At 59.1% G+C, this 19,623-nt stretch carries 16 protein-coding genes; 5 read left to right on the top strand and 11 right to left on the bottom strand.

What is annotated here, in order from left to right; all coding sequences use genetic code 11:
* A partial coding sequence (locus DW029_RS05745; RefSeq protein WP_233543813.1) for a transposase occupies positions 1-484 on the bottom strand: 484 nt, incomplete at its 3' end.
* 399 nt (positions 485-883) lie between these two features.
* On the opposite strand from DW029_RS05745, the gene DW029_RS05740 reads away from it, so the two are divergent.
* Both DW029_RS05740 and DW029_RS05735 read left to right on the top strand, forming a co-directional pair.
* Positions 884-1,534, top strand: a complete 651-nt coding sequence (locus DW029_RS05740) for a GNAT family N-acetyltransferase (RefSeq protein ID WP_118345514.1) — start codon at positions 884-886, stop codon at positions 1,532-1,534.
* Positions 1,535-2,292: 758 nt separating this feature from the next.
* On the top strand, positions 2,293-2,484 hold the full coding sequence (locus tag DW029_RS05735) for a hypothetical protein (RefSeq protein WP_117743244.1): 192 nt from the start codon (positions 2,293-2,295) through the stop codon (positions 2,482-2,484).
* A gap of 36 nt (positions 2,485-2,520) precedes the next feature.
* Here the strand turns inward: DW029_RS05735 and DW029_RS05730 are convergent, their stop codons facing one another.
* From DW029_RS05730 to ptcA, 5 genes are all read right to left on the bottom strand, one after another.
* Complete coding sequence (locus DW029_RS05730; protein ID WP_117743245.1) at positions 2,521-3,930, bottom strand: APC family permease; 1,410 nt, start codon at positions 3,928-3,930, stop codon at positions 2,521-2,523.
* Positions 3,920-4,102, bottom strand: coding sequence for a hypothetical protein (locus DW029_RS11165; protein ID WP_055252462.1), 183 nt, complete (start codon positions 4,100-4,102; stop codon positions 3,920-3,922). The genes DW029_RS05730 and DW029_RS11165 overlap by 11 nt, the downstream gene beginning before the upstream one ends.
* 466 nt (positions 4,103-4,568) lie before the next feature.
* Positions 4,569-5,774: an agmatine deiminase family protein gene (locus DW029_RS05720; protein ID WP_117743247.1), complete on the bottom strand. Its 1,206-nt coding sequence runs from the start codon at positions 5,772-5,774 to the stop codon at positions 4,569-4,571.
* Positions 5,775-6,144: 370 nt separating this feature from the next.
* Positions 6,145-7,584, bottom strand: a complete 1,440-nt coding sequence (locus DW029_RS05715) for an APC family permease (protein ID WP_055252460.1) — start codon at positions 7,582-7,584, stop codon at positions 6,145-6,147.
* Positions 7,585-7,716: 132 nt separating this feature from the next.
* Positions 7,717-8,790, bottom strand: a complete 1,074-nt coding sequence (gene ptcA, locus DW029_RS05710; RefSeq protein ID WP_118345512.1) for a putrescine carbamoyltransferase — start codon at positions 8,788-8,790, stop codon at positions 7,717-7,719.
* Positions 8,791-9,119: 329 nt separating this feature from the next.
* Between ptcA and DW029_RS05705 the strand changes: the two genes are divergently transcribed.
* Positions 9,120-10,085 carry a response regulator transcription factor gene (locus tag DW029_RS05705; RefSeq protein ID WP_158567376.1) on the top strand — a complete coding sequence of 322 codons (966 nt, stop codon included), beginning with the start codon at positions 9,120-9,122 and terminating at the stop codon, positions 10,083-10,085.
* A gap of 141 nt (positions 10,086-10,226) precedes the next feature.
* On the opposite strand, the gene DW029_RS05700 is transcribed toward DW029_RS05705, so the two are convergent.
* Both DW029_RS05700 and DW029_RS05695 read right to left on the bottom strand, forming a co-directional pair.
* Positions 10,227-12,449, bottom strand: coding sequence for an ABC transporter permease (locus DW029_RS05700; protein ID WP_118345511.1), 2,223 nt, complete (start codon positions 12,447-12,449; stop codon positions 10,227-10,229).
* Positions 12,439-13,224 carry an ABC transporter ATP-binding protein gene (locus DW029_RS05695; protein ID WP_117735470.1) on the bottom strand — a complete coding sequence of 262 codons (786 nt, stop codon included), beginning with the start codon at positions 13,222-13,224 and terminating at the stop codon, positions 12,439-12,441. The genes DW029_RS05700 and DW029_RS05695 overlap by 11 nt, the downstream gene beginning before the upstream one ends.
* A 248-nt stretch (positions 13,225-13,472) precedes the next feature.
* Here DW029_RS05695 and vsr point away from each other — a divergent pair, with 248 nt between their 5' ends.
* Complete coding sequence (gene vsr / locus DW029_RS11675) at positions 13,473-14,462, top strand: DNA mismatch endonuclease Vsr (protein WP_233543812.1); 990 nt, start codon at positions 13,473-13,475, stop codon at positions 14,460-14,462.
* Between the two features lie 702 nt (positions 14,463-15,164).
* Here the strand turns inward: vsr and DW029_RS05680 are convergent.
* The gene (locus DW029_RS05680; protein WP_022095149.1) at positions 15,165-16,022 is read right to left on the bottom strand and encodes a class II fructose-bisphosphate aldolase; all 858 of its coding nucleotides are present in this window, start codon (positions 16,020-16,022) and stop codon (positions 15,165-15,167) included.
* 335 nt (positions 16,023-16,357) lie between these two features.
* On the opposite strand from DW029_RS05680, the gene DW029_RS05675 reads away from it, so the two are divergent.
* Entirely contained in the window at positions 16,358-17,161 is an 804-nt protein-coding gene (locus tag DW029_RS05675) for a DeoR/GlpR family DNA-binding transcription regulator (RefSeq protein WP_118345510.1), read from the top strand.
* 66 nt (positions 17,162-17,227) lie between these two features.
* On the opposite strand, the gene DW029_RS05670 is transcribed toward DW029_RS05675, so the two are convergent.
* On the bottom strand, positions 17,228-18,388 hold the full coding sequence (locus DW029_RS05670) for an FprA family A-type flavoprotein (RefSeq protein WP_118345509.1): 1,161 nt from the start codon (positions 18,386-18,388) through the stop codon (positions 17,228-17,230).
* Between the two features lie 129 nt (positions 18,389-18,517).
* A complete protein-coding gene (locus DW029_RS05665) occupies positions 18,518-19,504 on the bottom strand; it encodes a LacI family DNA-binding transcriptional regulator (RefSeq protein WP_118345519.1) in 987 nt (328 codons plus the stop codon).
* Positions 19,505-19,623 lie beyond the last annotated feature (119 nt).

Here is a 19,623-nt window from a genome sequence, read left to right as displayed (position 1 = left end):
TCGTGCCGCCGTAGACATAGCCGCGGCGGGCCAGGAACGCCAGGAGCCGCCGCTTCGCCGCCGCGAGCCTCGCGGTCGCGGCGTCGTGGGCGGCGGCGAGGTCCCTGAGCCCCTCGATCTCGGGGGACGGCACCCATACCGGGGTGACGTCGTGCGACAGTATCGCCTTGGCCATCCTGGCCGCGTCGTTGCGGTCGTTCTTGGACGAGAGGTCGGCAGCCGACCTCGGGACCTTGGAGACGGCCGCGACGACGCAGTCGACGCCGAGCCCGGAGAGCTCCCTTTGCGGGGCGAAGCCGAGGTAGCCGCTCTCGTAGGCGGCGAGCGACGGGCCGGGGAAGCCCGACATCCACTCCGCGACCTCGCCCCAGGGGTTGCCGCGGAACCTCCTCGCCACGGCCTCGCCCGTCTCCGCGTCGAGCGCGCAGACGGTGGTGGACCTGAGGTGTACGTCCATTCCGAAGGCGGTAGAATATCTAGGCACGGGAGCCTCCCAACCTCGTTGCGGCGCGGCTGCGCCTCTGGCACTTCAACAACATTGTCGCAGCCCCGACCCGCGGTCACGAGCGGGGGCTCCTGTCGTTTCCGTGCCCCTGGATTGGGTCATAGTGTCTGTCCGTCCTCTACCTGCAGCGTTGCCTTGCTCCGGATGCGGCAGTTGGGGACGTTCCTTTCCTGCCGGCAGTCTGGGACATTCCTTGGGGTAGTCGTTGGGGACGTTCTTGTTTGACTAGTCGTTTAAGAACGTCCCCAATGACTATCCTCGTGATCCCTTTTCCTCCGCCCCCGAAGGATCGGGGCTCGTCTGCCGAATGGTTGCTGCAGCGGCGGTGCGCCCATGTCACACTCAGAGGTGGCCTGACCCTACCTGGAAGGAGCCTCCGTGAGCCTTGACAACGTAACCCTGCGCGCCGCCACGCTTGATGACCTGACCGGCATCGCCGCCATCTACAACCAGCTGTGGTGCAACACGCTACGCAACCGCGGCGACGTCGAAGCTGCCGATTTCTGCGCGCGCTTCAACATCGCCATGCAGCTGCAGCGCTCCCCTATCGCACTCGTCGCCGAGGCCGAGGGCCGCATTATCGCCGCCTGCTGCATCGGCATCTTCGAGAACGGCAAGCCGCGTACCAACCCCACGTGGGTACCCTGCTACGACGAGATGTTCGCCCACGCAACCGAGATGGCAAAGACTGCCGACGCCAAGCTCGAGGGCTCGCTCTTTGGCGACAGCCGTGAGAAGGCAACGGCCGACCGCTTTGCCGCCACGGGCAATGAGTATGCCCAGGGCCAGCTCAACCTGATCATCATTGTGCCCGAGTGGCAGGGCAAGGGACTCGGCCGCGCGCTCATCGACCTTGCGCGCGCCGAGCTCGGCAAGACAGGCTGCACCAAATTCTTCCTGATGAGCGACTGCAACTCTGACTGGCAGTTCTACGAGCACCTCAACATGAAGCGCATCCTGGAGGATCACAGCCAAGACACCGGCGACGGCTTTATCGTCTACATGTACGGAGGCGACACGCAGGATTAGCCTGAGTGCCGCCTCATGGCTTTCTCCAAAACAGCCCAAACCAATCAGCCACGCCAAAAGGGACATGCCAAAAAGGGACAGGTTTATTTTGGCAGGTTTTATCTGGGCAAACGCCAACCGCCGCGAGGAAGTTGCCTTCCCTCGCGGCGGTCTTCTAGCAGCCAAAACCAAGTGAGTAGACTTTTTGCAGGAGGCCGAGCACACCCCAAATCGCCACAGCGCTGACCTGCGGTTTTATTGAGCACTTGTCGTGATGTGCTCGGCAGATCCAAAAAAGCCTACTCACTTGGTTTTGAGGCGCTCCAGATAGGCAAAAAAACGCCGCGAAAGGGGTCCGATCCTCTTCGCGGCGGTTGTTCGCGCTGGTTTTGAGGCGGTTTTGCCCGCTTGCTACTCGCTGTAGCGGGCAGCGATGGCAGTTCGCACCATGCCGGCGCTCATAAGGCAGGCCCCCGACGACTACAGCAGCACACGCCATAATCTGACAGTATCATTTGCCATAATCTTGCAGTAGTGTTTTCCATAATCTAATAGTAGCCCAGTTCAGAGGCGTTATTGGATAGTAACCTATAACCGTTTTAGAACGTCCCCGACGACTGCCTGGGAGCGATAACAGGTATTATCTGGTCAAACCCCAAATCCACCACAAAGGTGCCTGTCCCCTTTGTGGTGGTTTGGAGCTCTCCGCGGCGGGATGTTAGACTTGCGGCGTACACATTCGCGCTAAAACACGGGTCGCATGCAGGAAAGGAGATGCCATGGCGCCTATCGCACTGCTCAAAATACTCGTTGCCCCTGCCGCCAAGGCCATCGTCCACCTGAGCGACTCACTTACCTACAATGACGTCCCCTGTGTCGTCGAGGAGCGTTCGGACGGCTGCCCCTACCTGGGCCACGTCCCCTACTTTGCGCCTAAGCTCGTTTCCGATCCCGAGCACCGCGAACAGTAATCCAAGATGCACCAAGCGCTGCGCAACTCGCGGCGCTTACTGTTTTGGTGCAAAGTAACCTGACCCCCGTGCACCAACGCCGGGATTGTCGACGCTTCGGCCGCGGCGCGATATGAGGCGCGAAACCTCGCCCAGCAACACACCAATCACCACGCCCACGAGGATCGGCAACTTTGCCATCTCGGCAGGTGAGCTGTTGAGCGGCACAATCGTAGCAACAATCGAAAGCACAAGCTCCACCACGGGAATCGCAAGTGCCACCGCAAGCACCTTGCCCTCGAAGGGCGCGCGGAACACGCGCGGGCGATCGTCGTATTTGCGCAGGCGCCAAAACGCTGGGAACATCGGGATATAGCTCATGAGCAGAAAGACGACGTTCATCGAGAAGAAGACCCAAAAGACGTCGGAACCCTCACCCAGCGGAATCTGGAGCAGCAGCACCAGGCTGGCAAAACAGCCGTTAATGAGCGCCGAGCCGTTGGGCATGCCGGTCTTTTTGGACACCAACGCAAAGGGACGCGGCATGTTGCCATGGCGCGCGGCATAGCTCGCTACGTTGTTGACGCCAAAGCTCCAGCAGATCATATTGGCGAACAGCGTCACCAAAAAGGCCACGCCCACGACCATCGTCAGCGGGTGGGTGCGCCCCACCATAGCGGCGACTGCGTCCACAATGCCCGAATCGAGTGAAAGCTGCTCGGTGGGAACCGCGGCTCCAATGCCAATGCCGCAAATGATGTAAATTGCCGCAATGGCCACGCCACCGGCAATAACCGCCTTGGGGATATCGCGCGACGGGTTCTTCATCGTGCTGGCAAAAGTCGCGACCACTTCGAAGCCCATAAAGTTGAACAGGATAATCGATAGGTACGTCAACGAATTGGTGTCGCCCAGATCTGGAATGAAGGTCTTAAATGACATGTCGTTGGCAAAGCCGTTATTGCAGGCAAACCAAATGCCGACGATTCCCACCACAGCGGTAATGAGCACCTTGATGACGGCGCCGCCGTCCATAACCCAATCGGCCTCGGCCACCGGCTGCATTGCCATGACCGTGACGCCCCACACAAAGGCAATCTCGATGGCAATTCGGATCCCGAGTGAGAACTCGATACCCCACACCGCATTAATGACACTGGGGAACATGCAGGCGATACTTGCCGCCCACAGCGGAAAGTTAACCCAGTAGCACCAAGAGCAACGGGCGCCCCAACGGTCGCCCAGACCCAAGCGAACCCAATCGTACAGGCCGCCCTCGGAATCAAACGCCGTACCCAGCTCGGCCACCACCAGACCATAGGGAAGCAAAAACGTAATGATAAGGAAGATCCACCAGAAGAACTGCACGTTGCCCATGGCAGATGCCGGAGCCGCCGCCTCGATGGTAAACACAACGCAGATAACCGAAAGGATGACCTCGATCAGGGAGAACTTTTTACCTGCCATGGCGCGCGCCCCCTACAGCAAAAAGGATGGCATCTGTACCGAAGGCGCAGCCCAAGGTAGGGTTGCAGGCCGCGTCACCGGTACAGGTGCCATCCCAAAGAGAGGAGAGGATGCAGTTGTTGGACCAACGCTCGCGGAACAGACGCGTGTAGATGACGATACGCTGGTACATAGATACTCCGATCAAAACGGCCGCGTTCGCGACCGGGAACTTTCGGCAATTGAAGACGCGTCTGACCTGGGAAATTCAAGCGAACAATTGGCCTAACCCGCAAAAAATCCCAGGCCAGACGCGTATTCAATCAAAGAAAAAGGCACTCCGATGTGGAGGCAACGGAGTGCCCAAAGAAAACCCAACCGACCAAGACATCAAGCAGCAGCCCATCAATGCCCCGAGATGGGATGACACGCCACCTGTCCGATTGATCGACTGGGTTTTCGAGGTGCCCGAGGTCGCCGCGAAAGAGGAGCGAAGCGTACTTTGGTACGCGAGCGACGGTTTGAGCGGCGAGATGGGGTGCCTCGGAAAGCCAGACGTTTACTCGGCGTGCTCAGGTGCGCCAGATTGGCGCGAACGAGGAGCGTAGCGTACTGACGCTACGTAAGCAACGAGTGAACGCCAAGGTGGCGTGCCTGAGTTACGCCGACGGCTCCTGCTGGGTAATGCAGTGGATATTGCCGCCGCCGAAGACGACCTGCTCGGACTGAACGCCGACGCACTTGTAGACGCCCTCGCCCCAGACCTCGTCATAGATCTTCTGGAGCGTGTCAACGGCCAGCTGGTCATTCTCGTCGCCGTACTGCGGGACGATGACGCCGTGGTTGGTGACCAGGTAGTTCATGTAGGAGGCGATCAGCGGCTCGTCGGGAACGCGCGGCTCGGCGTTCTCGTCGGCGTCGATGGTGTCGCAGGAAGCCTGGTCCATGAACAGCGGGTTCACGGGCATACAGAGCTTGTAGACCTTCATCTTGCGGCCCTTGGCGTCGACGGCGTTGGAGAGGGTCTCGTAGGCAGCGTGGCACTGCTCGTAGAACGGATACTCGGGATCGTCGGTCCAGATACAGGCCATGACGCCCGGGGCGATGAACGTGGCGACGTCATCGATGTGGCCGTTGGTCTCCTCGGGGTCGATGCCCTCCTTGACCCAGATGACCTTCTCGACACCCAGGTAGTCCTTGAGGTGCTCGTCCATGTAGGCGCGAAGCTCCTCGCTCCAGGGCTCGAACTTCTTGTGGTACTTGGGCCAGATGGACTCGGGGTCCTCTTCCTCCTCGAGCACCGCGGAGCAGGTGCGGCCGGGGGACAGGAGGCACTGGTCGGTCACGACGAGGGTGCCCTCGCCGTCGACGGTGATGGAGCCGCCCTCGAGAATCATGTCGTCGGGACGGTAGCGGCGGCAGCCGGAGAGCTCGGCCATCTTGAGGGCGATCTGCTCGTCCTTGTCCCACGGGAAGTACAGGCCGTCGACGAGGCCGCCGTAGGCGTTGAAGTGCCAGTGGTTGGCGCGCTTCTCGCCCTTGCCGTTGATGACGTAGGTGGCGGCGGTGTCGCGGAACCAGGCGTCGTCGGTGGTCATCTCGATGACGGTGACGTTCTCGTCGTTCTCGAAGACGGCCTTGCAGTTGGCGTAGTCGACCTGGTTGGCGCACATATAGACCGGGGTGAACTCGGAGATGGCGCGAGCGATGGCGGCATACTGCTTCTGAGCCGGCTTGGCGCCGTGGGCCCAGGTGTCGGTGCGGTGGGGCCAGCCCATCCACACGCGATCCTGCGGGGCAAACTCAGCAGGCATGAAGAAGCCGTCGGCCTTGGGAGTGGACTCGGACTCGGTGATCGTACGCATAAGATTTCCTCCAAATCGAACGATCGCTTGCCGCGGGCGGGTTACCCGCGGCCTAAAAACCAAGAGATAGTGGGTGCCCGTCCCCCGGCAAAGGTCGGGGCGCCCGGTACCGGTTTTCACGGAGTCGCACCGGCGAGCGACGACGTAGCCAAGTGCGCGGAGACATACGCACGAAGGATACGAAAGAGAGAGGTTGGGGCGGGCGGTGGTTACCGGAGCTATCGCTCGCACCCGCCCCAGGAAATAGTGAGCAAATTTGTCGCTTTGGGCACGCCCCCGAAGAGGCTAGCGTGCCCGGAGTCGGGAGCGACAAGCCCGACGAAGCGTACTTTGGTACGCGAGGAGGGTTGGAGCCCCGAATCCGGGTGCTCTAGTCCTCTTCGGCCTCGGCGGCCTCCTCAGCGAGTCGCTGAGCAGCCAGCTCAGGGGTGAGACCCTTGTACTCGGTCTCGCGGCCCTTGGCGCTGACGACGCGGACGACCTCGCCGATGAGCACGAGCACGATGAAGATAACGATCATCGGGACCTTGTCGCCAATTTCATCGACGGAGAACGGAGCCAGCGTTGCAACGATGGCCAGGATCAGCTCGATGCAGGGGATGGCCAGCATAACCTTCATCATGGCGCCCTTAAACGGGAACGTGAAGATGCGCTCACGGTTCGGGTCGTTCTTACGAAGGTTGAGGAACGCCGGGAACATCGGGATGTAGGTGAGCAGCAGGAAGACGACGGAGGTGCCAAAGAGCATCCAGAAGACACCGTTGGAGATGGCGTCGATGGGAACCAGCTGCAGGCACAACACCAAGGAGGCAACGATAGCGTTGACCAGGTTGGCGCCGTTGGGCATATCGTCGTCAGAGATCATCGAGGCGAAGACCTTGGGCATGTTGCCGTGCTCGGCAGCGTAGCGAGCAACGGAGTTAACGCCGAAGGACCAAGCGGCCATGTTGGCGAACAGGGTGATCAGGAAGGCGATGCAGATGACCTTAAAGATCATGGAGTCGCCCACCATGGTCTGGACTGCGACAATCATGCCATAGTCGGGGTCGATGGAATCGGCCGGCACAGCAGCGCCGATGCCAAAGCCAGCGAACAGGTAGATCACAGCGATGGACAGGCCACCGACGATGATAGCCTTGGGGATATCGCGAGCGGGATCGGCCATGTCGTCGGTCATGGTGCAGATGACCTCGAAGCCCATGAAGTTAAAGATGATGATCGACAGGTAACCGAGAGCGTTGGTGTTGGTGAGCTCGGGCAGGAAGGTGGCAGCGGACATGTCGTTCGCAAAACCGTTCTCCATGGCATACCAAATGCCCAGAGCGCCAACGATAACCGCGACGGCGACCTTGATGATGGCGCCACCGTTAAGGACCCACTCGGAGTCGGACGCCTTGGAGCGGCCCATGAGGTAGACGATCCACACAAAGGCAAGATCGATACCCATCTTGGCGATCAAGTTGAACTCGACGCCAAAGACCATGCCCAAAATGTCGGGGAACATAGTGGCCAGCGAGGCAATCCACAGCGGGTAGTTAACCCAGTAGTAGTACGAAATGCGGGCGCCCCATTTGTCGCCCAGGCCGTCGCGTACCCAGTCGTAAATGCCGCCCTCGCCGTCATAGGTGGTACCGAGCTCGGCAACAACCATGCCATAAGGGAGCAGGAAGGTCAGGATCAGGAAGATCCACCAGAAGAACTGCTGGTTGCCAATGGCAGCAGCAGGAGCGGCGGCCTCGCAAACGAAGACGACGCAGATGATGGTCGAAATGACCGTCAAGAAGGAAAGCTTTTTCTTTCCGTCGCTCATGATGAGCTCCTTCGCTCAGTCTTGGACAGATCCGAGGCCCAAGGTACTAAGGCAATTGCTTAAGCCTCGGTGAGCGGGCGACAGGAGACGAGTATCCGCCGCCCGCAAACGTACTTTTAGCGGCCTTGAGGCTTAAAGCTGCTCGAGAGCCTTGAGAGCGGCGTGGAGCTCAGCCTTGGCGGAGTACTCGACACCCTCGTCGTTGAGCGGGGTGCGCTTGCCCAGGGCGGCAAGGAGAGCGCGGATGGAGTGCTTGCGGTTCTCAGCCTCAACCCAGCACAGGGAGCGCTCAGGGTCGTCCATGACCTCGTCGACGACCTCCTCGTTGCGGGTGGCCGGCAGGCAGTGCATGAACCTGGAGTTGGGGCCGGCAAAGTTCATCATGTCCATGGTGACCTGATACTTGGGATAGAACACGTCCATGTAGTTCTCGCCCGAGACCTCCTCGTCGTACAGGCCGTACCACACGTCGGTGTAGATGAAGTCGGCGCCCTTGATGCACTCGATGTCGTCGGAGATGACGATGGAGCCACCGGAGACCTTGCAGTTCTCCTCGGCGATGGCCATCATCTGCTTGCCGAACTCGGCGCGCTCCTCAACGGTGCCAACGTGCAGGCCGCCGTCGGGGACCTGGTGGCCCTTAGGTCCAAACTGGACAAACTTCATGCCGACCTTGGAGGCGATGAACATGAGGGAGACGCAGACCTGGGTGGCGTCACCGATGAAGGCCAGGGTGCAGTCCTCGATCTTCTTACCCTCGGGGAGGTTCTCGAGCATGGTCATGAGGTCGCCCATCTCCTGCGTGGGATGGTTGAACTCGGACATGCCATTGATGACGGGCACAGCGGAGCCCTCGGCGAGGCCGACGACGTCCTTGTGACGGTCAACGCGAGCCATCATGATGTCGAGCAGCGAGCCCATAACGCGAGCGGTGTCGCCCAGGGACTCGTGACCGCCGAGCTGGATGGTGCCAGGGCCATAGAACTGAGCATGGCCGCCGAGGTCGGTCATAGCGGTCTCGAAGGAAAGACGGGTGCGGGTGGAGACCTGCTGGAAGATCATGCCAAGGCTCTTGTTGCGGAGCAGGTGCGGATAATAACCGTCAACCTTGATGGCCTTCTTCATTGCCAGGCCAAGATCCTCGATAGCCAGGATCTGCTCTTTGGTGAAGTCATTGGTGTCGATGAAATCCTTAGGCAGTGCCATGTCAATTTCCTTTCCGCCGGTCTTGCCGACTATTACTATGAGACGCTCGAACATCACGCCTCGTGTTGACAAGACCATCATTCACCCGTATGCAATTTTTACCTAGTTTATTCGGGATTAAAGACCGTTCACGGAGTTACACCCCCTCTAAACCAATATAAACCCGCAGGTAGCCAGCTTGCAGGGGGTTTACTATCTAGAACCGCGAACGGTATACGGCTATGCTGTATCTCGGCGCCTAATCCGCAATGGAACGAAGGGTTGAGACGTCTATATCCCACAAGATATACAGGACTCGGCCATAGATAAATGAGATGGGACGGTGGCAGATGAACACTCTGATGTTCTTCTATACCCTAGCGATACTCGTGATCTGTATTGTGACGGCAGTGCTTTCGCTTGCCGCCTATGCCTCGTCTCGCCGACGGTTCTTTATCTATGGCAGCGGCGTATTTATCTGCTATGCCATCGAGATGACCGAGATTTTCTTTTTTGAATACACGCTGCAAAACCAGAGTTTTCCAGCCAGCGACTATTACTCAATTACCATGCCTGCGTTGCGGACGCTTGTGGCAACCGCTTCACAAGCTTTTATTTGGCTCATTGCCATGGACTTGCTCGACAAACATTCAAAAAAGCAGTTTGTAATTCCCGTCGCAACGTTCTTCCTGAGCGAGCTGCTGATCATTGTCGCTGTCCCCTACGGCCCCATGCATCAATGGCTCTACTACACGATGCGTCAGGTATTCCTTGTATTTGTGGGGCTCTATATCTTTTGGACGGCGCATAAAAGCACGCAGGTCGAGCTTAAGGCGCGCGTTAACAATCAACGAAAGCACCTCATTATCGGCGCCATTCTGGTCGGGTGCATCGTTGCCGAGGACTTCTACAACATCTTGGTCGTCCCCATGAGCCTGGCACCCTCCTGGCTGCAGCTGTACCTATCCGAGCGCAACTTTAGCGAGAATATCTTTGCGTGCTACTTTGCGATCCTGCTGATTATCTATGCCTATCACGTGCTTTCGATTCGCATGCAGGAGGCACCCGAGGAAAAGAACGTCAGCGATCTTGATCGACACATCGAAGAGCAGATGCCCTTCTACCGCAACGCCTACAGGCTCTCCAACCGCGAGGCCGAGGTTTTGCGTCTGGTTGTGCTGGGCAAGTCGAACCAGGAGATTGCTGACGAGCTATTCCTTGCCGTAGGCACCGTCAAGACCCACATCCACAACATCCTGGTCAAAACCGAGCAGCAAAACCGCACGACGTTGATCCTCCACTTCTGGAAGCGATAAAGTTATGCAGAAAAAACCACCACAAAGGGGACAGGCACCTTCGTGGTGGTTTTTGATTGTTTCGCCACGAAAGAATCACCCTGACGCCAGAACCACCACGAAGGTGCCTGTCCCCTTTGTGGTGGTTCTGGGTTGGACGAGCTACTCGCTGTAGCGGGTGGCGATGGCAGCCTGTACCATGCCGGCGCTCATGAGGTACGTCACCAGGAAGTAGCCGCCGTAGGCTGCCAGGAAAATCGCACAGGTAAGGCCCACCGTGCCACCGATGCTCATGTTGCCAAAGATGCTCACCAGCTCGATGATCACCTTGAGCGCCACAAAGGAGTGCGCCAAGCCCACTGCCAGCGGGAACAGGAAGAATACCGCTTGCTGCGCCATCACCGAATGGCGAATCTGGCGGTCGTCGCAGCCGATCTGTGCCAGCACACGATAGCTGCGGCTGCCGTCGGCCACGTTGGAGAGTTGCTGGATCGACAGAATCGCCGCGCATGCAACGACCAATACAAAGCCGATGTAGATGGCTAGGTAGCTAATAAGACCGTTCATTTGCGCTGCTTGCGCGTACATCTCGGAGCGTGTGATGAAGATTCCCCACGATCCCGGCTCTTTGCCGTCAACGAGCAGATTGTCGAGCACAGTGTATTTAATACTCTCGTCTGCCTCGGTCGTATCCATCCCCTGTTTGTAGTTAACGAGCAGGCTACTGGAATACGGCTGCAGATTGAGTTGGGACAACAGCTCGTCGGCAACGACGACGGTACCCCCGTTACTGCCCATCGCCGAGTTGGCGATGGCCGCCGTGTCCTCGTCCGACTTATCGGTTGCGGGCTTGAGCGTATGCCCGCCCAAGGTAAGGGCATGGCCGCCAGCCATATACTTGGTGTACAGGTCGACCAGCTCACCGCCCATATCACACGTAAGCAAGTACTGGTCGCGGCCAATGCTCACCGGCTCCTCGCCCATCATCTGGCGCAATTTGTTGTACTGACTTGCCGGCGTCACAGACAGGCCTGTCATGTCGGCGTTGCTGCCCTCGAACGCCTTGGGGAGCTTTTCGCCCATGGTCTTGCACATCTCACTTGGGATCACCGAAGGATTCGAGCCGCCAAGCGGGTAACTCAGATACGAATCGATCTGCACATGCTCACCGGCAACATCGGCGATATTGACCTTCTTGCCGGTCTCGTCGTTGTTGTCCGCCAACTTGTCCTTACGATCGCCGTGCCATGGATCGCCGTGCCATGCGGAGTACAAATCGACCGTACTATCGGCCAGCACCATGCGATCGGCCTCAGACGGATTGACGTACTCTTTGTAGTAGTCGAGCGTATCGGGCGTGTAATAGACATACGTCTGCGACATGTCGGCCGGATTATAGCGCTCCAGGTTCTCGTTCATCACGCTGGCAATCGACATACCGCAAGTCACAGAAGTAATGGCAAGGAACAGAATCATCGCGATGACGCCCATCGAAAAGCACACCGTGTTGACCTTGGCCGCAAGCTGGCGCACGGTAAACATGTTGAGACCGCGCCAATACACGCCGCGCAGGCTCTGCAGCAGCTTGATGAGCATGCCCGAGAGTCCCCAGAACAGGGCAAAGGTGCCCACGGTAACCATAGCGGTCGTAATACCAAACTGGTTCATGGCCTCTTGCAGCTTGCTGTCCGTCGCGGTTAGCGGGAACCCATCACGTAGCAGACGGTAATAGGCCACGCCCACCAGCACCACGCCCACGGCAAAGATGGCAATCGCGATCCAGGGGTTGCGTGTCTTGATGGTCTCGTTGCGACGCTCGGCACCCATAAGCTCGATGAGTTTGGTACGACGCACGGCGCGGAGGTTCAGCAGTAGCGTGAGCACAAACATTACGAGCATGCAGGCAAGGGTCAGATTGAACGCATGCATCGAGAAAAAGAAGCGGAAATTGGCGATCTGCGTCTTAAAGAGCGAGGCCGTAAAGAACGTCATGAGCTGGGAGAGCCCCACGCCCAGCACAATACCGGCGACAAAGGCCACCACCGAGACAATCACCGTCTCGAGCGCCATGATCGTGGCGACGCGCCCGCGCCCCATGCCGAGCACCTGGTACAGGCCAAACTCCTTTTTGCGGCGTTTCATGATGAAGTTATTGGCGTACACCATCAAAAAGGCCATGACACCGGCCAAAAAGTACGTCAGGTCGCCGAGCATACTGCCCATAACCTGCGCCAAACCCTCTTCATCAATTCCGGCGATGTCGACCTGCATCGAGATGGTGTTAAAGGCATAGAAGACCGTGACGCCCAGGGTGAGCGTCAAAAGGTAGACGAGGTAGTCGCGGCCGGCGCGGCGGACGTTGCCCCAAGCGAGTTTACAGAGCATCGGAGCCCTCACCGCCCATCATGGCAACGACCTCCATAATGCGGTCGAAGAACTCGCGGCGGTCGGTGTCGCCGCGGCGCAGCTCGGTGAAGATCTTGCCGTCGCGAATAAACAGCACACGGCTCGTGTAGCTGGCGGCAAAGCTATCGTGCGTAACCATGAGCACCGTGGCGCGCAGGCGGCGGTTGAGCGCCTCCAGGCTCTCGAGCAGCAGACGGGCGCTCTTGGAGTCGAGGGCGCCGGTGGGCTCGTCGGCCATGATCATCGTGGGGTCGGTGACGAGCGCGCGGCAGGCGGCAACGCGCTGCTGCTGGCCGCCGGACATCTGGTAGGGGTACTTGTCGAGCACTTGGCTAATGGACAGGCGCGCAGCCACATCCTGCACGCGGGTCGAGATCTCCGCCGAGTTCATACGGGCGATGGTGAGCGGCAGGGCGATGTTCTCGCGCGCCGTGAGCGTATCGAGCAGGTTGGAGTCCTGGAAGATAAAGCCAAGCTCCTCGCGGCGGAACTGCGAAAGCTTGGCCTGCTTCATGCGCGTCACGTCCTGGCCGTTGATGCGGATGGTGCCACTCGTGGCGCTATCGATGGTCGACACGCAGTTGAGCAGCGTCGACTTGCCCGAGCCCGAGGCGCCCATGATGCCGACGAATTCGCCACGGTTGACGGTAAAGCTGACGTCGTTGAGCGCGCGGGTCACGTTGCCCAGCGCTCCATATACCTTTTCGAGATGCGCGACCTCCAGTACCGGGGTCGCCGTTTGCGTGGTTTGCATACCGAGTCCTTTCTTGCGATTAGTCTACGGCATCTATAGTCGCAAGAAGCCGAGTCGGCTACCATCGATATGGCTTACGCTTGCCTTACCGTTGCGTAAGGTAAGGGTAGTCTTTTTGGGACGGGGCTTTTTAGCTGCCCCATCCGAAGCTTTTGAGGCATGAGGGCGCATTTGACATAGGGCAGCTAAAAAAGCCCCGTCCCAAAAAGACTACCTTGCCATGTGTTGATGTTGAGAGAGGACTCCTGTTGAAGACTGTTCATGTTGCCGCTGGGATCATTCGCAAGGAAGGATCCGACGAGCTGCTGGCCGTGCAGCGCGGCTACGGCGACATGCAGGGACTTTGGGAGTTCCCGGGTGGTAAGCTCATGCGCGGCGAGACACCTGAAGACGCCGTGCGCCGCGAGCTTATGGAAGAGCTGCAGGTCAAAGTCACCAACCTGCGTGACTTCTACACCGTTGAGTATGACTACCCCGATTTTCATCTCTCGATGGAGTGTTACTACTGCTCGCTGGCCAAAGCGTCCGGCGAGCCCCAAAAACACGACCGTCAGCTCGATATCCGCTGGATTCCGCGCACATCTCTTGCCACTGTTGAGTGGATGCCCGCCGACAAGGGACTCATCGATGCGCTGATTGAGCTGAAGGAAGACCGGCTTGAGGCTAACGGCACCGCTAACGACGGCGATGCCACCGCGGCCGACGAGCCTGCTACCAAACTCAAGCGCAAACCTAAGCGCCGCAGCAAAAAGCGCCCCAAGCCCGGCCTGCTGGACGGCATCGACACCTCGGACCTTTCTGCCGACGAGCGTGAGCTCGTACGCCGTCGTGCCGCTATTAAAAAGTCCATGAAAGGCAACAAACGCGCCAACACCAAGCCCGAGCTGCTCGTACGTCAGCGCCTGCGGGCAGCAGGCCTCACGGGCTATCGCCTGGAATGGAAGGTTCCCGGCAAGCCCGACATCGCCTTCCCCGGCCGCAAGATCGCCATCTTCGTCAACGGCTGCTTTTGGCACCGCTGCCCCAAGTGCAATCCGAGCCAGCCCAAGCGCAACGTTGAGTTTTGGGAGGCAAAGTTCCGTCGCAACGTCGAGCGCGACCGCGCTGCCGTGGCAGCGCTCACCCAAATGGGCTGGATGCCCATAACCATCTGGGAATGCGAACTCAAAAAAGACCGCATCGACGCCACGATGGAAAAGGTCATCGAGCAGGTGCGCGCCGCCGCACCTCAGCGCTAGGAACGAGCCGTCCACAAACCCCGCACAGGCGAGCCACATCCACGTCACAAACCTCGGAAAGCCCTTAAGCTCAAAACCTTTCAAGAGTGTTACTCGATACCTCTGACCTGCAGTTTCATCGTAACATCAAACCAGGTTAAGCCTTTCTTTAGCGCTTCCTTATCAGCGCTCGCGGCATAATGTAGCCAGCGCACGGGGCCTAGCAGCAAACCCCGAGCGCATTCTTTTGGTGGATATCGAGGAGGCCGCAAAAGCATGCATTCTTCCAATGACGCAACGCAGCAGCCATCCCTAAACCATGCAGACCTTTTCTCCTTCCCCCCGACACAGAGAAACGGCCTCCTCGACTCCCCCACCACAAAAGCCAAACGCTCAACCAATCAGAATCTCAACTTGCAAGCATCGTTCGAAAAGCTCCAAGCATCCCTAGACAAAACCTTCCCCAACCAAGCCCGGGCATACTAGCCCCCATCAACAAAGTAGCGCTAACGCTCCAATTTTCCGCCCAACGCCACAAGGGCGACGACCTCGAGTAGGTCAACCTGGGAGGGACGAGGGCTTAGTTCCCCAATCTTTCCGCAGGGGGCAAAAAGCCTCGCCGCACGAAGTGCGCAGCGAGGCTTTTTGCATGCCCGAGGACGATTGGGGAACTAAGCCCTCGTCCCTCCCCGAGATAAGTAGCGAGTCGGAGTACCCTTGCTGTTACTCCGCCTTGCCCACAGAGTTGAGGTTGGTCATGCGAATCTTAACCAGCTCGGTGATCTCACGCATGCCCTCCTTGGCCGGCTTCTTAGGATCGAAGCAGGCGGGGTTCTCGGCCATGTAGGCCATGAAGCCCTTGGTGTAGGCCTGACGCAGCTCGGTAGCGTAGTTAACCTTGCAGATGCCGTTCTTCACAGCCTCGGCAACCTGCTCATCGGGCACACCGGAGGTGCCATGCAGAACCAGCGGCACGTCGACGGCGTCGCGGATGGCCTTGACCACGGACTGCTCGATGTGCGGATCGCTCGTGTACACGCCGTGACTGGTGCCAACACCAATAGCGAGGGAGGTGCAGCCAGTGCGCTCGACGAACTCCTTGGCCTCGGCCGGATCGGTGTAGGGGCTCTCGCCCTCAACCGCGGGACCGTCGTCCTCCTTGCCGCCAACCTTGCCGAGCTCGGCCTCGACGGGCACGCCCATGGCGCGGCCAGCGTCGGCAACCGACTTGGTCAGGGCGATGTTGTCCTCGAAGGACTCGTGCGAGCCGTCAATCATGACAGAGGTGTAGCCGGTGCGGAAAGCCTGCATGCAGCGGTCATAGCCATCGCCGTGATCGAGGTGCAGAGCGACGGGCACGGAAGCGCGCTCGGCGGCAGCCTTGACCATGCCGTAGAAGTAGTCCAGACCAGCGGTCTTGATGGTGCCCGGGGTGGTCTGCATGATGACGGGGGACTTGGTCTCCTCGGCAGCGGCCAGAACGGCCATAACAAACTCAAGGTTCTCGACGTTGAACGCGCCGACGGCGTAGTGGCCGGCCTGAGCGTCCTTGAGCATCTTTTCGGTGGTAACAAGTGCCATGAGCGTTTGCTCCTCTCCCTCGCCCGCATCTGGACATCGGGCGTACGTGTCCGCAAGGCGTTTTACCATGCGTTTTGCTGCCCCCATTGTATGGAAATCGTTCGTGTTACATGTATGAGATATCACCGGCACACAGGTCAGGACACCCGTTTTTGAAAAGCAAACGGAAGGGATTCGGACCAAATTTCTCTATCCGACACTGAAGTTTTCACGCGAATCGTCTTTCTTTTATAGAAAAGATAAGTAATAGAAAGGCGTTTTCTTACTTAAAAAGAAAATGAACGAAAATGGGTTCAACATAATTCCTGCAAATTTAGGTTGAGGATGGAGCAGCTATGGCCCACGCAACAACCCGGGCTTTCGCCGATGAGCGCCGCGCCGCCATCATGGAAATGCTCGAGCATAACGCCTCCGTTCAGGTGGCAGACATCGCCCAAACCTTTGGCGTATCCTCCGTCACCGCCCGCGCCGACCTGGACGCGCTCGCCGAATCCGGCAAGCTGCGTCGCACGCATGGCGGCGCCGTGTCGCTCCACAAACGCCTAACTGTCTCCACGCAAGATCGCCGCATCAACGTAAATGTCGCCGCCAAGCATGCCATCGCACAAAGTGCCATCGAACTCGTCGGCAGCGGTGACACCCTGCTCGTCGACTCGGGCACCACGGCACTCGAGTTTGTCCGGCTCCTCGATCAGCGCGACGGCATCACCGTCATCACGGCCGACATCACCATTGCCGATTACATCGACGAAAGCATGCCCTCGGTCGATGTCGTCATGCTGGGAGGGGCACTGCGCAAAGGCCATCGCTATCTATATGGCCCGCTCACCATGCAGGCACTTCAAACGGTTCACGCAGACCTTGCCGTCATATGCCCCGGCGCCTTTGTCCCCCGCTGCGGCTTTACGACTGACTTTCCTCAGATGGCCGAGACCAAAACGGCCATGATCGCCGCAGCCCGTCAAAGCGCCGTCCTCATGGACGCCAGCAAGGTCAACGGACGCGGCATGTATCGCTTTGCCGAACTGACCGATGTCGACACCGTCGTGATGGATTGCGATCCCGACCGTGCCGTCGCCACCTCAATCGCCGAAATCGCCAACGACGAGCGCCCGGACCTCATCATCACCGGCGCATAAACAAAAACCACCACAAAGGTGCCTGTCCCCTTTGTGGTGGTTTGCGCGTTAAAAGCGAACGTATCGCTATTTGGAAAGCTCGTCGGCGAGGGCTTCGATCTGGGCGCGCGAGGCGTCGTTGAGCGAGCCTAGGACGGTCACCTTGTTCTGCGTCAGGGCGATGTCCTTCATGCCCTCGAGCTCCTTGGTCATAACCTTGGCAGCAGCGGGCGCCCAAGAGCCGGCCTCGACAAGCGCCACCGTGCGGTTCTGGTAGGCATGCTCGGCGAGCGTGTGGATGAAGGTGCTCATAAACGGGAAGATCTCGCCCTGATAGGTGATGGAAGCGAGTACCAGACGGTCATAGCGGAACGCATCCTCAACGGCCTCGGCCATGTCGTCGCGAGCCAGATCAAAGACGGAAACCTTCTGGCCGCGAGCCTCAAGCGCGGATGCGAGTTCCTCAACGGCGGCCTTCAGATGGCCGTACACGCTCGCGTAGGCAATCGTGATGCCGTCGTCCTCGGGCTTATAGCTCGACCAGGTGTTGTAGGTGTCGAGGTAATAACCCAGGTTCTCGGTCAGCACGGGGCCGTGAAGCGGGCAGATAATCTGAATGTCCAGATCGGCAGCCTTCTTGAGCACGGCCTGCACAAACTTGCCGAACTTTCCCACGATGCCAAAGTAGTAACGGCGCGCCTCGCAGGCCCAGCCCTCAGGATCCTCGATGTCGTTGGCGCCAAACTTGCCAAAGCCGTCGGCACTAAAGAGCACCTTGTCGGTGGCCTCGTAGGAGAAGAGCACCTCGGGCCAGTGAACGTTGGGGGCGCCAACAAACGTTAGGCTGTGGCCGCCCAGGTCGAGCACATCGCCCTCTTTGACGACCATCTTGCGCTCGGGGAAATCGGTGCCAAAGAAGTTGACCATCATGCGGAAGGCGCCCATGCTTGCCACGATCTGGGCCTGGGGATAGCGCTCCATAAAGGCGGCAATGCCGGCGGAGTGATCGGGCTCCATATGATGGACGACCAGGTAGTCGGGCGTACGGCCATCGAGCTCGGCCTCGAGGTTGCCGAGCCACTCGTCGACAAAGCCAGCGTCGACCGAATCGGCGACAGCGATCTTTTCGCCCAAGATAACGTAGCTGTTGTATGCCATACCGTTCTCGGACACGTCGTACTGGCCCTCGAACAGGTCGATGTCGTGGTCGTCGACGCCGATGTAGCGGATATCCTTGGTGATCTCCATCAGGCAAAACCTCCTAGATAGACAAAAGAACCCGTCTATCATAGCACTCGGCTGCATCCCAACAGCCATCTGCCGGCATCCTTATCGATTGTTATTGATGTTCAACATATCACCGTTGACCTGCGGAAACTATGCGCGCGGTGCCGCCGTACTATGTCGAACGATAAGCTGGCCGGGAATACGAATGGCAACGGTTTTGCCCGCCGCACCCGCCTCGGGAACCGCATGCTCAAACACCTCTCGTCCGCGCTGATGCAAGTCGAATCGAACGGTCGTGAGCTCGTTATGCGCGACAAAGTCGTCGAGTGAGTCATCGACGCCCACCACGCTCACGTCCTCGGGCACGCGCAAGCCGCTATCGCGCAGCGCGGCGATGGTGCCGTTTGCCATCTGGTCGTTTGCCGCGTAAATCGCCGTCATGGTGCGGTCGTGCTCGGCCAGGTACCTGCCGGCCTCGTAACCGCTGTTGGCAGACCAGTCACCCTCGAGCGGCTCTACCGGCTCGATGTGTTTACGCTCGAGTGCATCCTGCCAGCCGGCGCGACGAAACTGTTCGTCGACTGAGAACGACGGGCCACCAATATAGCGAATCTGCTCGTGCCCCAGCTCAAACAGGTGATCCATGAGCAGCAGCGAGCAGCCGTAATGATCGGAATCGACCGTGGTCACGCGCGGATGCGCATACATGGTGACGATAACCGTGCCAATGCCCGGCAGTGGATCAAACGACTCAAAATCGGGCGCCATGCGACTCATGCCGATGATGATGCCGTCCACCGGCAATGCAGCCATACGACGCGTGGCCTCGGCAAGCGAAAACTCCTCGGTCTTGGACATCTCGACCAGCGTGATGGCGCAGCCGCGCTCACGGGCCGCACTGGCAATGCCGTCGATCATCGTCAGGTTACCGAACTTGGTGACATCGTTGACGCACAGACCGACCGAATGGTAGCGGCCGTCGCGCAGCGAGCGACCGGCATAACTCGGACGAAAGCCGAGCTCTTGCATGGCGGCCTGCACGCGCTGGCGCGTCTGTTCGTTAACGTTGGGCAAGCCGTTGGCGACGCGCGAAACCGTCTGCTGCGAAACGCCAGCAGCGCGGGCGACGTCGGCCATGGAGACCGGACGCGTACCTGTATCGTTGGACGGGCGCCTTGCCACAGGATCACCTTCACCCTTGCGAGATCTGAATAGCGTGAATGCCGGCCCGGGCAGAAACACACCCCGCGCCGAAG

Source organism: Collinsella sp. AF38-3AC (genome assembly GCF_003474365.1).
Lineage (GTDB): Bacteria > Actinomycetota > Coriobacteriia > Coriobacteriales > Coriobacteriaceae > Collinsella.
This window is presented reverse-complemented; position numbering and strand designations above follow the sequence as displayed.

Bases quoted from the DNA above. Each gene is read 5' to 3' on its own strand.
- DW029_RS05735 (WP_117743244.1), top strand. From the start codon at position 2,293: ATGGCGCCTATCGCACTGCTCAAAATACTCGTTGCCCCTGCCGCCAAG.
- DW029_RS05730 (WP_117743245.1), bottom strand. From the start codon at position 3,930: ATGGCAGGTAAAAAGTTCTCCCTGATCGAGGTCATCCTTTCGGTTATC.
- DW029_RS11165 (WP_055252462.1), bottom strand. From the start codon at position 4,102: ATGTACCAGCGTATCGTCATCTACACGCGTCTGTTCCGCGAGCGTTGG.
- DW029_RS05720 (WP_117743247.1), bottom strand. From the start codon at position 5,774: ATGCGTACGATCACCGAGTCCGAGTCCACTCCCAAGGCCGACGGCTTC.
- DW029_RS05715 (WP_055252460.1), bottom strand. From the start codon at position 7,584: ATGAGCGACGGAAAGAAAAAGCTTTCCTTCTTGACGGTCATTTCGACC.
- ptcA (WP_118345512.1), bottom strand. From the start codon at position 8,790: ATGGCACTGCCTAAGGATTTCATCGACACCAATGACTTCACCAAAGAG.
- DW029_RS05705 (WP_158567376.1), top strand. From the start codon at position 9,120: ATGAACACTCTGATGTTCTTCTATACCCTAGCGATACTCGTGATCTGT.
- DW029_RS05700 (WP_118345511.1), bottom strand. From the start codon at position 12,449: ATGCTCTGTAAACTCGCTTGGGGCAACGTCCGCCGCGCCGGCCGCGAC.
- DW029_RS05695 (WP_117735470.1), bottom strand. From the start codon at position 13,224: ATGCAAACCACGCAAACGGCGACCCCGGTACTGGAGGTCGCGCATCTC.
- DW029_RS05680 (WP_022095149.1), bottom strand. From the start codon at position 16,022: ATGGCACTTGTTACCACCGAAAAGATGCTCAAGGACGCTCAGGCCGGC.
- DW029_RS05675 (WP_118345510.1), top strand. From the start codon at position 16,358: ATGGCCCACGCAACAACCCGGGCTTTCGCCGATGAGCGCCGCGCCGCC.
- DW029_RS05670 (WP_118345509.1), bottom strand. From the start codon at position 18,388: ATGGAGATCACCAAGGATATCCGCTACATCGGCGTCGACGACCACGAC.
- DW029_RS05665 (WP_118345519.1), bottom strand. From the start codon at position 19,504: ATGGCCGACGTCGCCCGCGCTGCTGGCGTTTCGCAGCAGACGGTTTCG.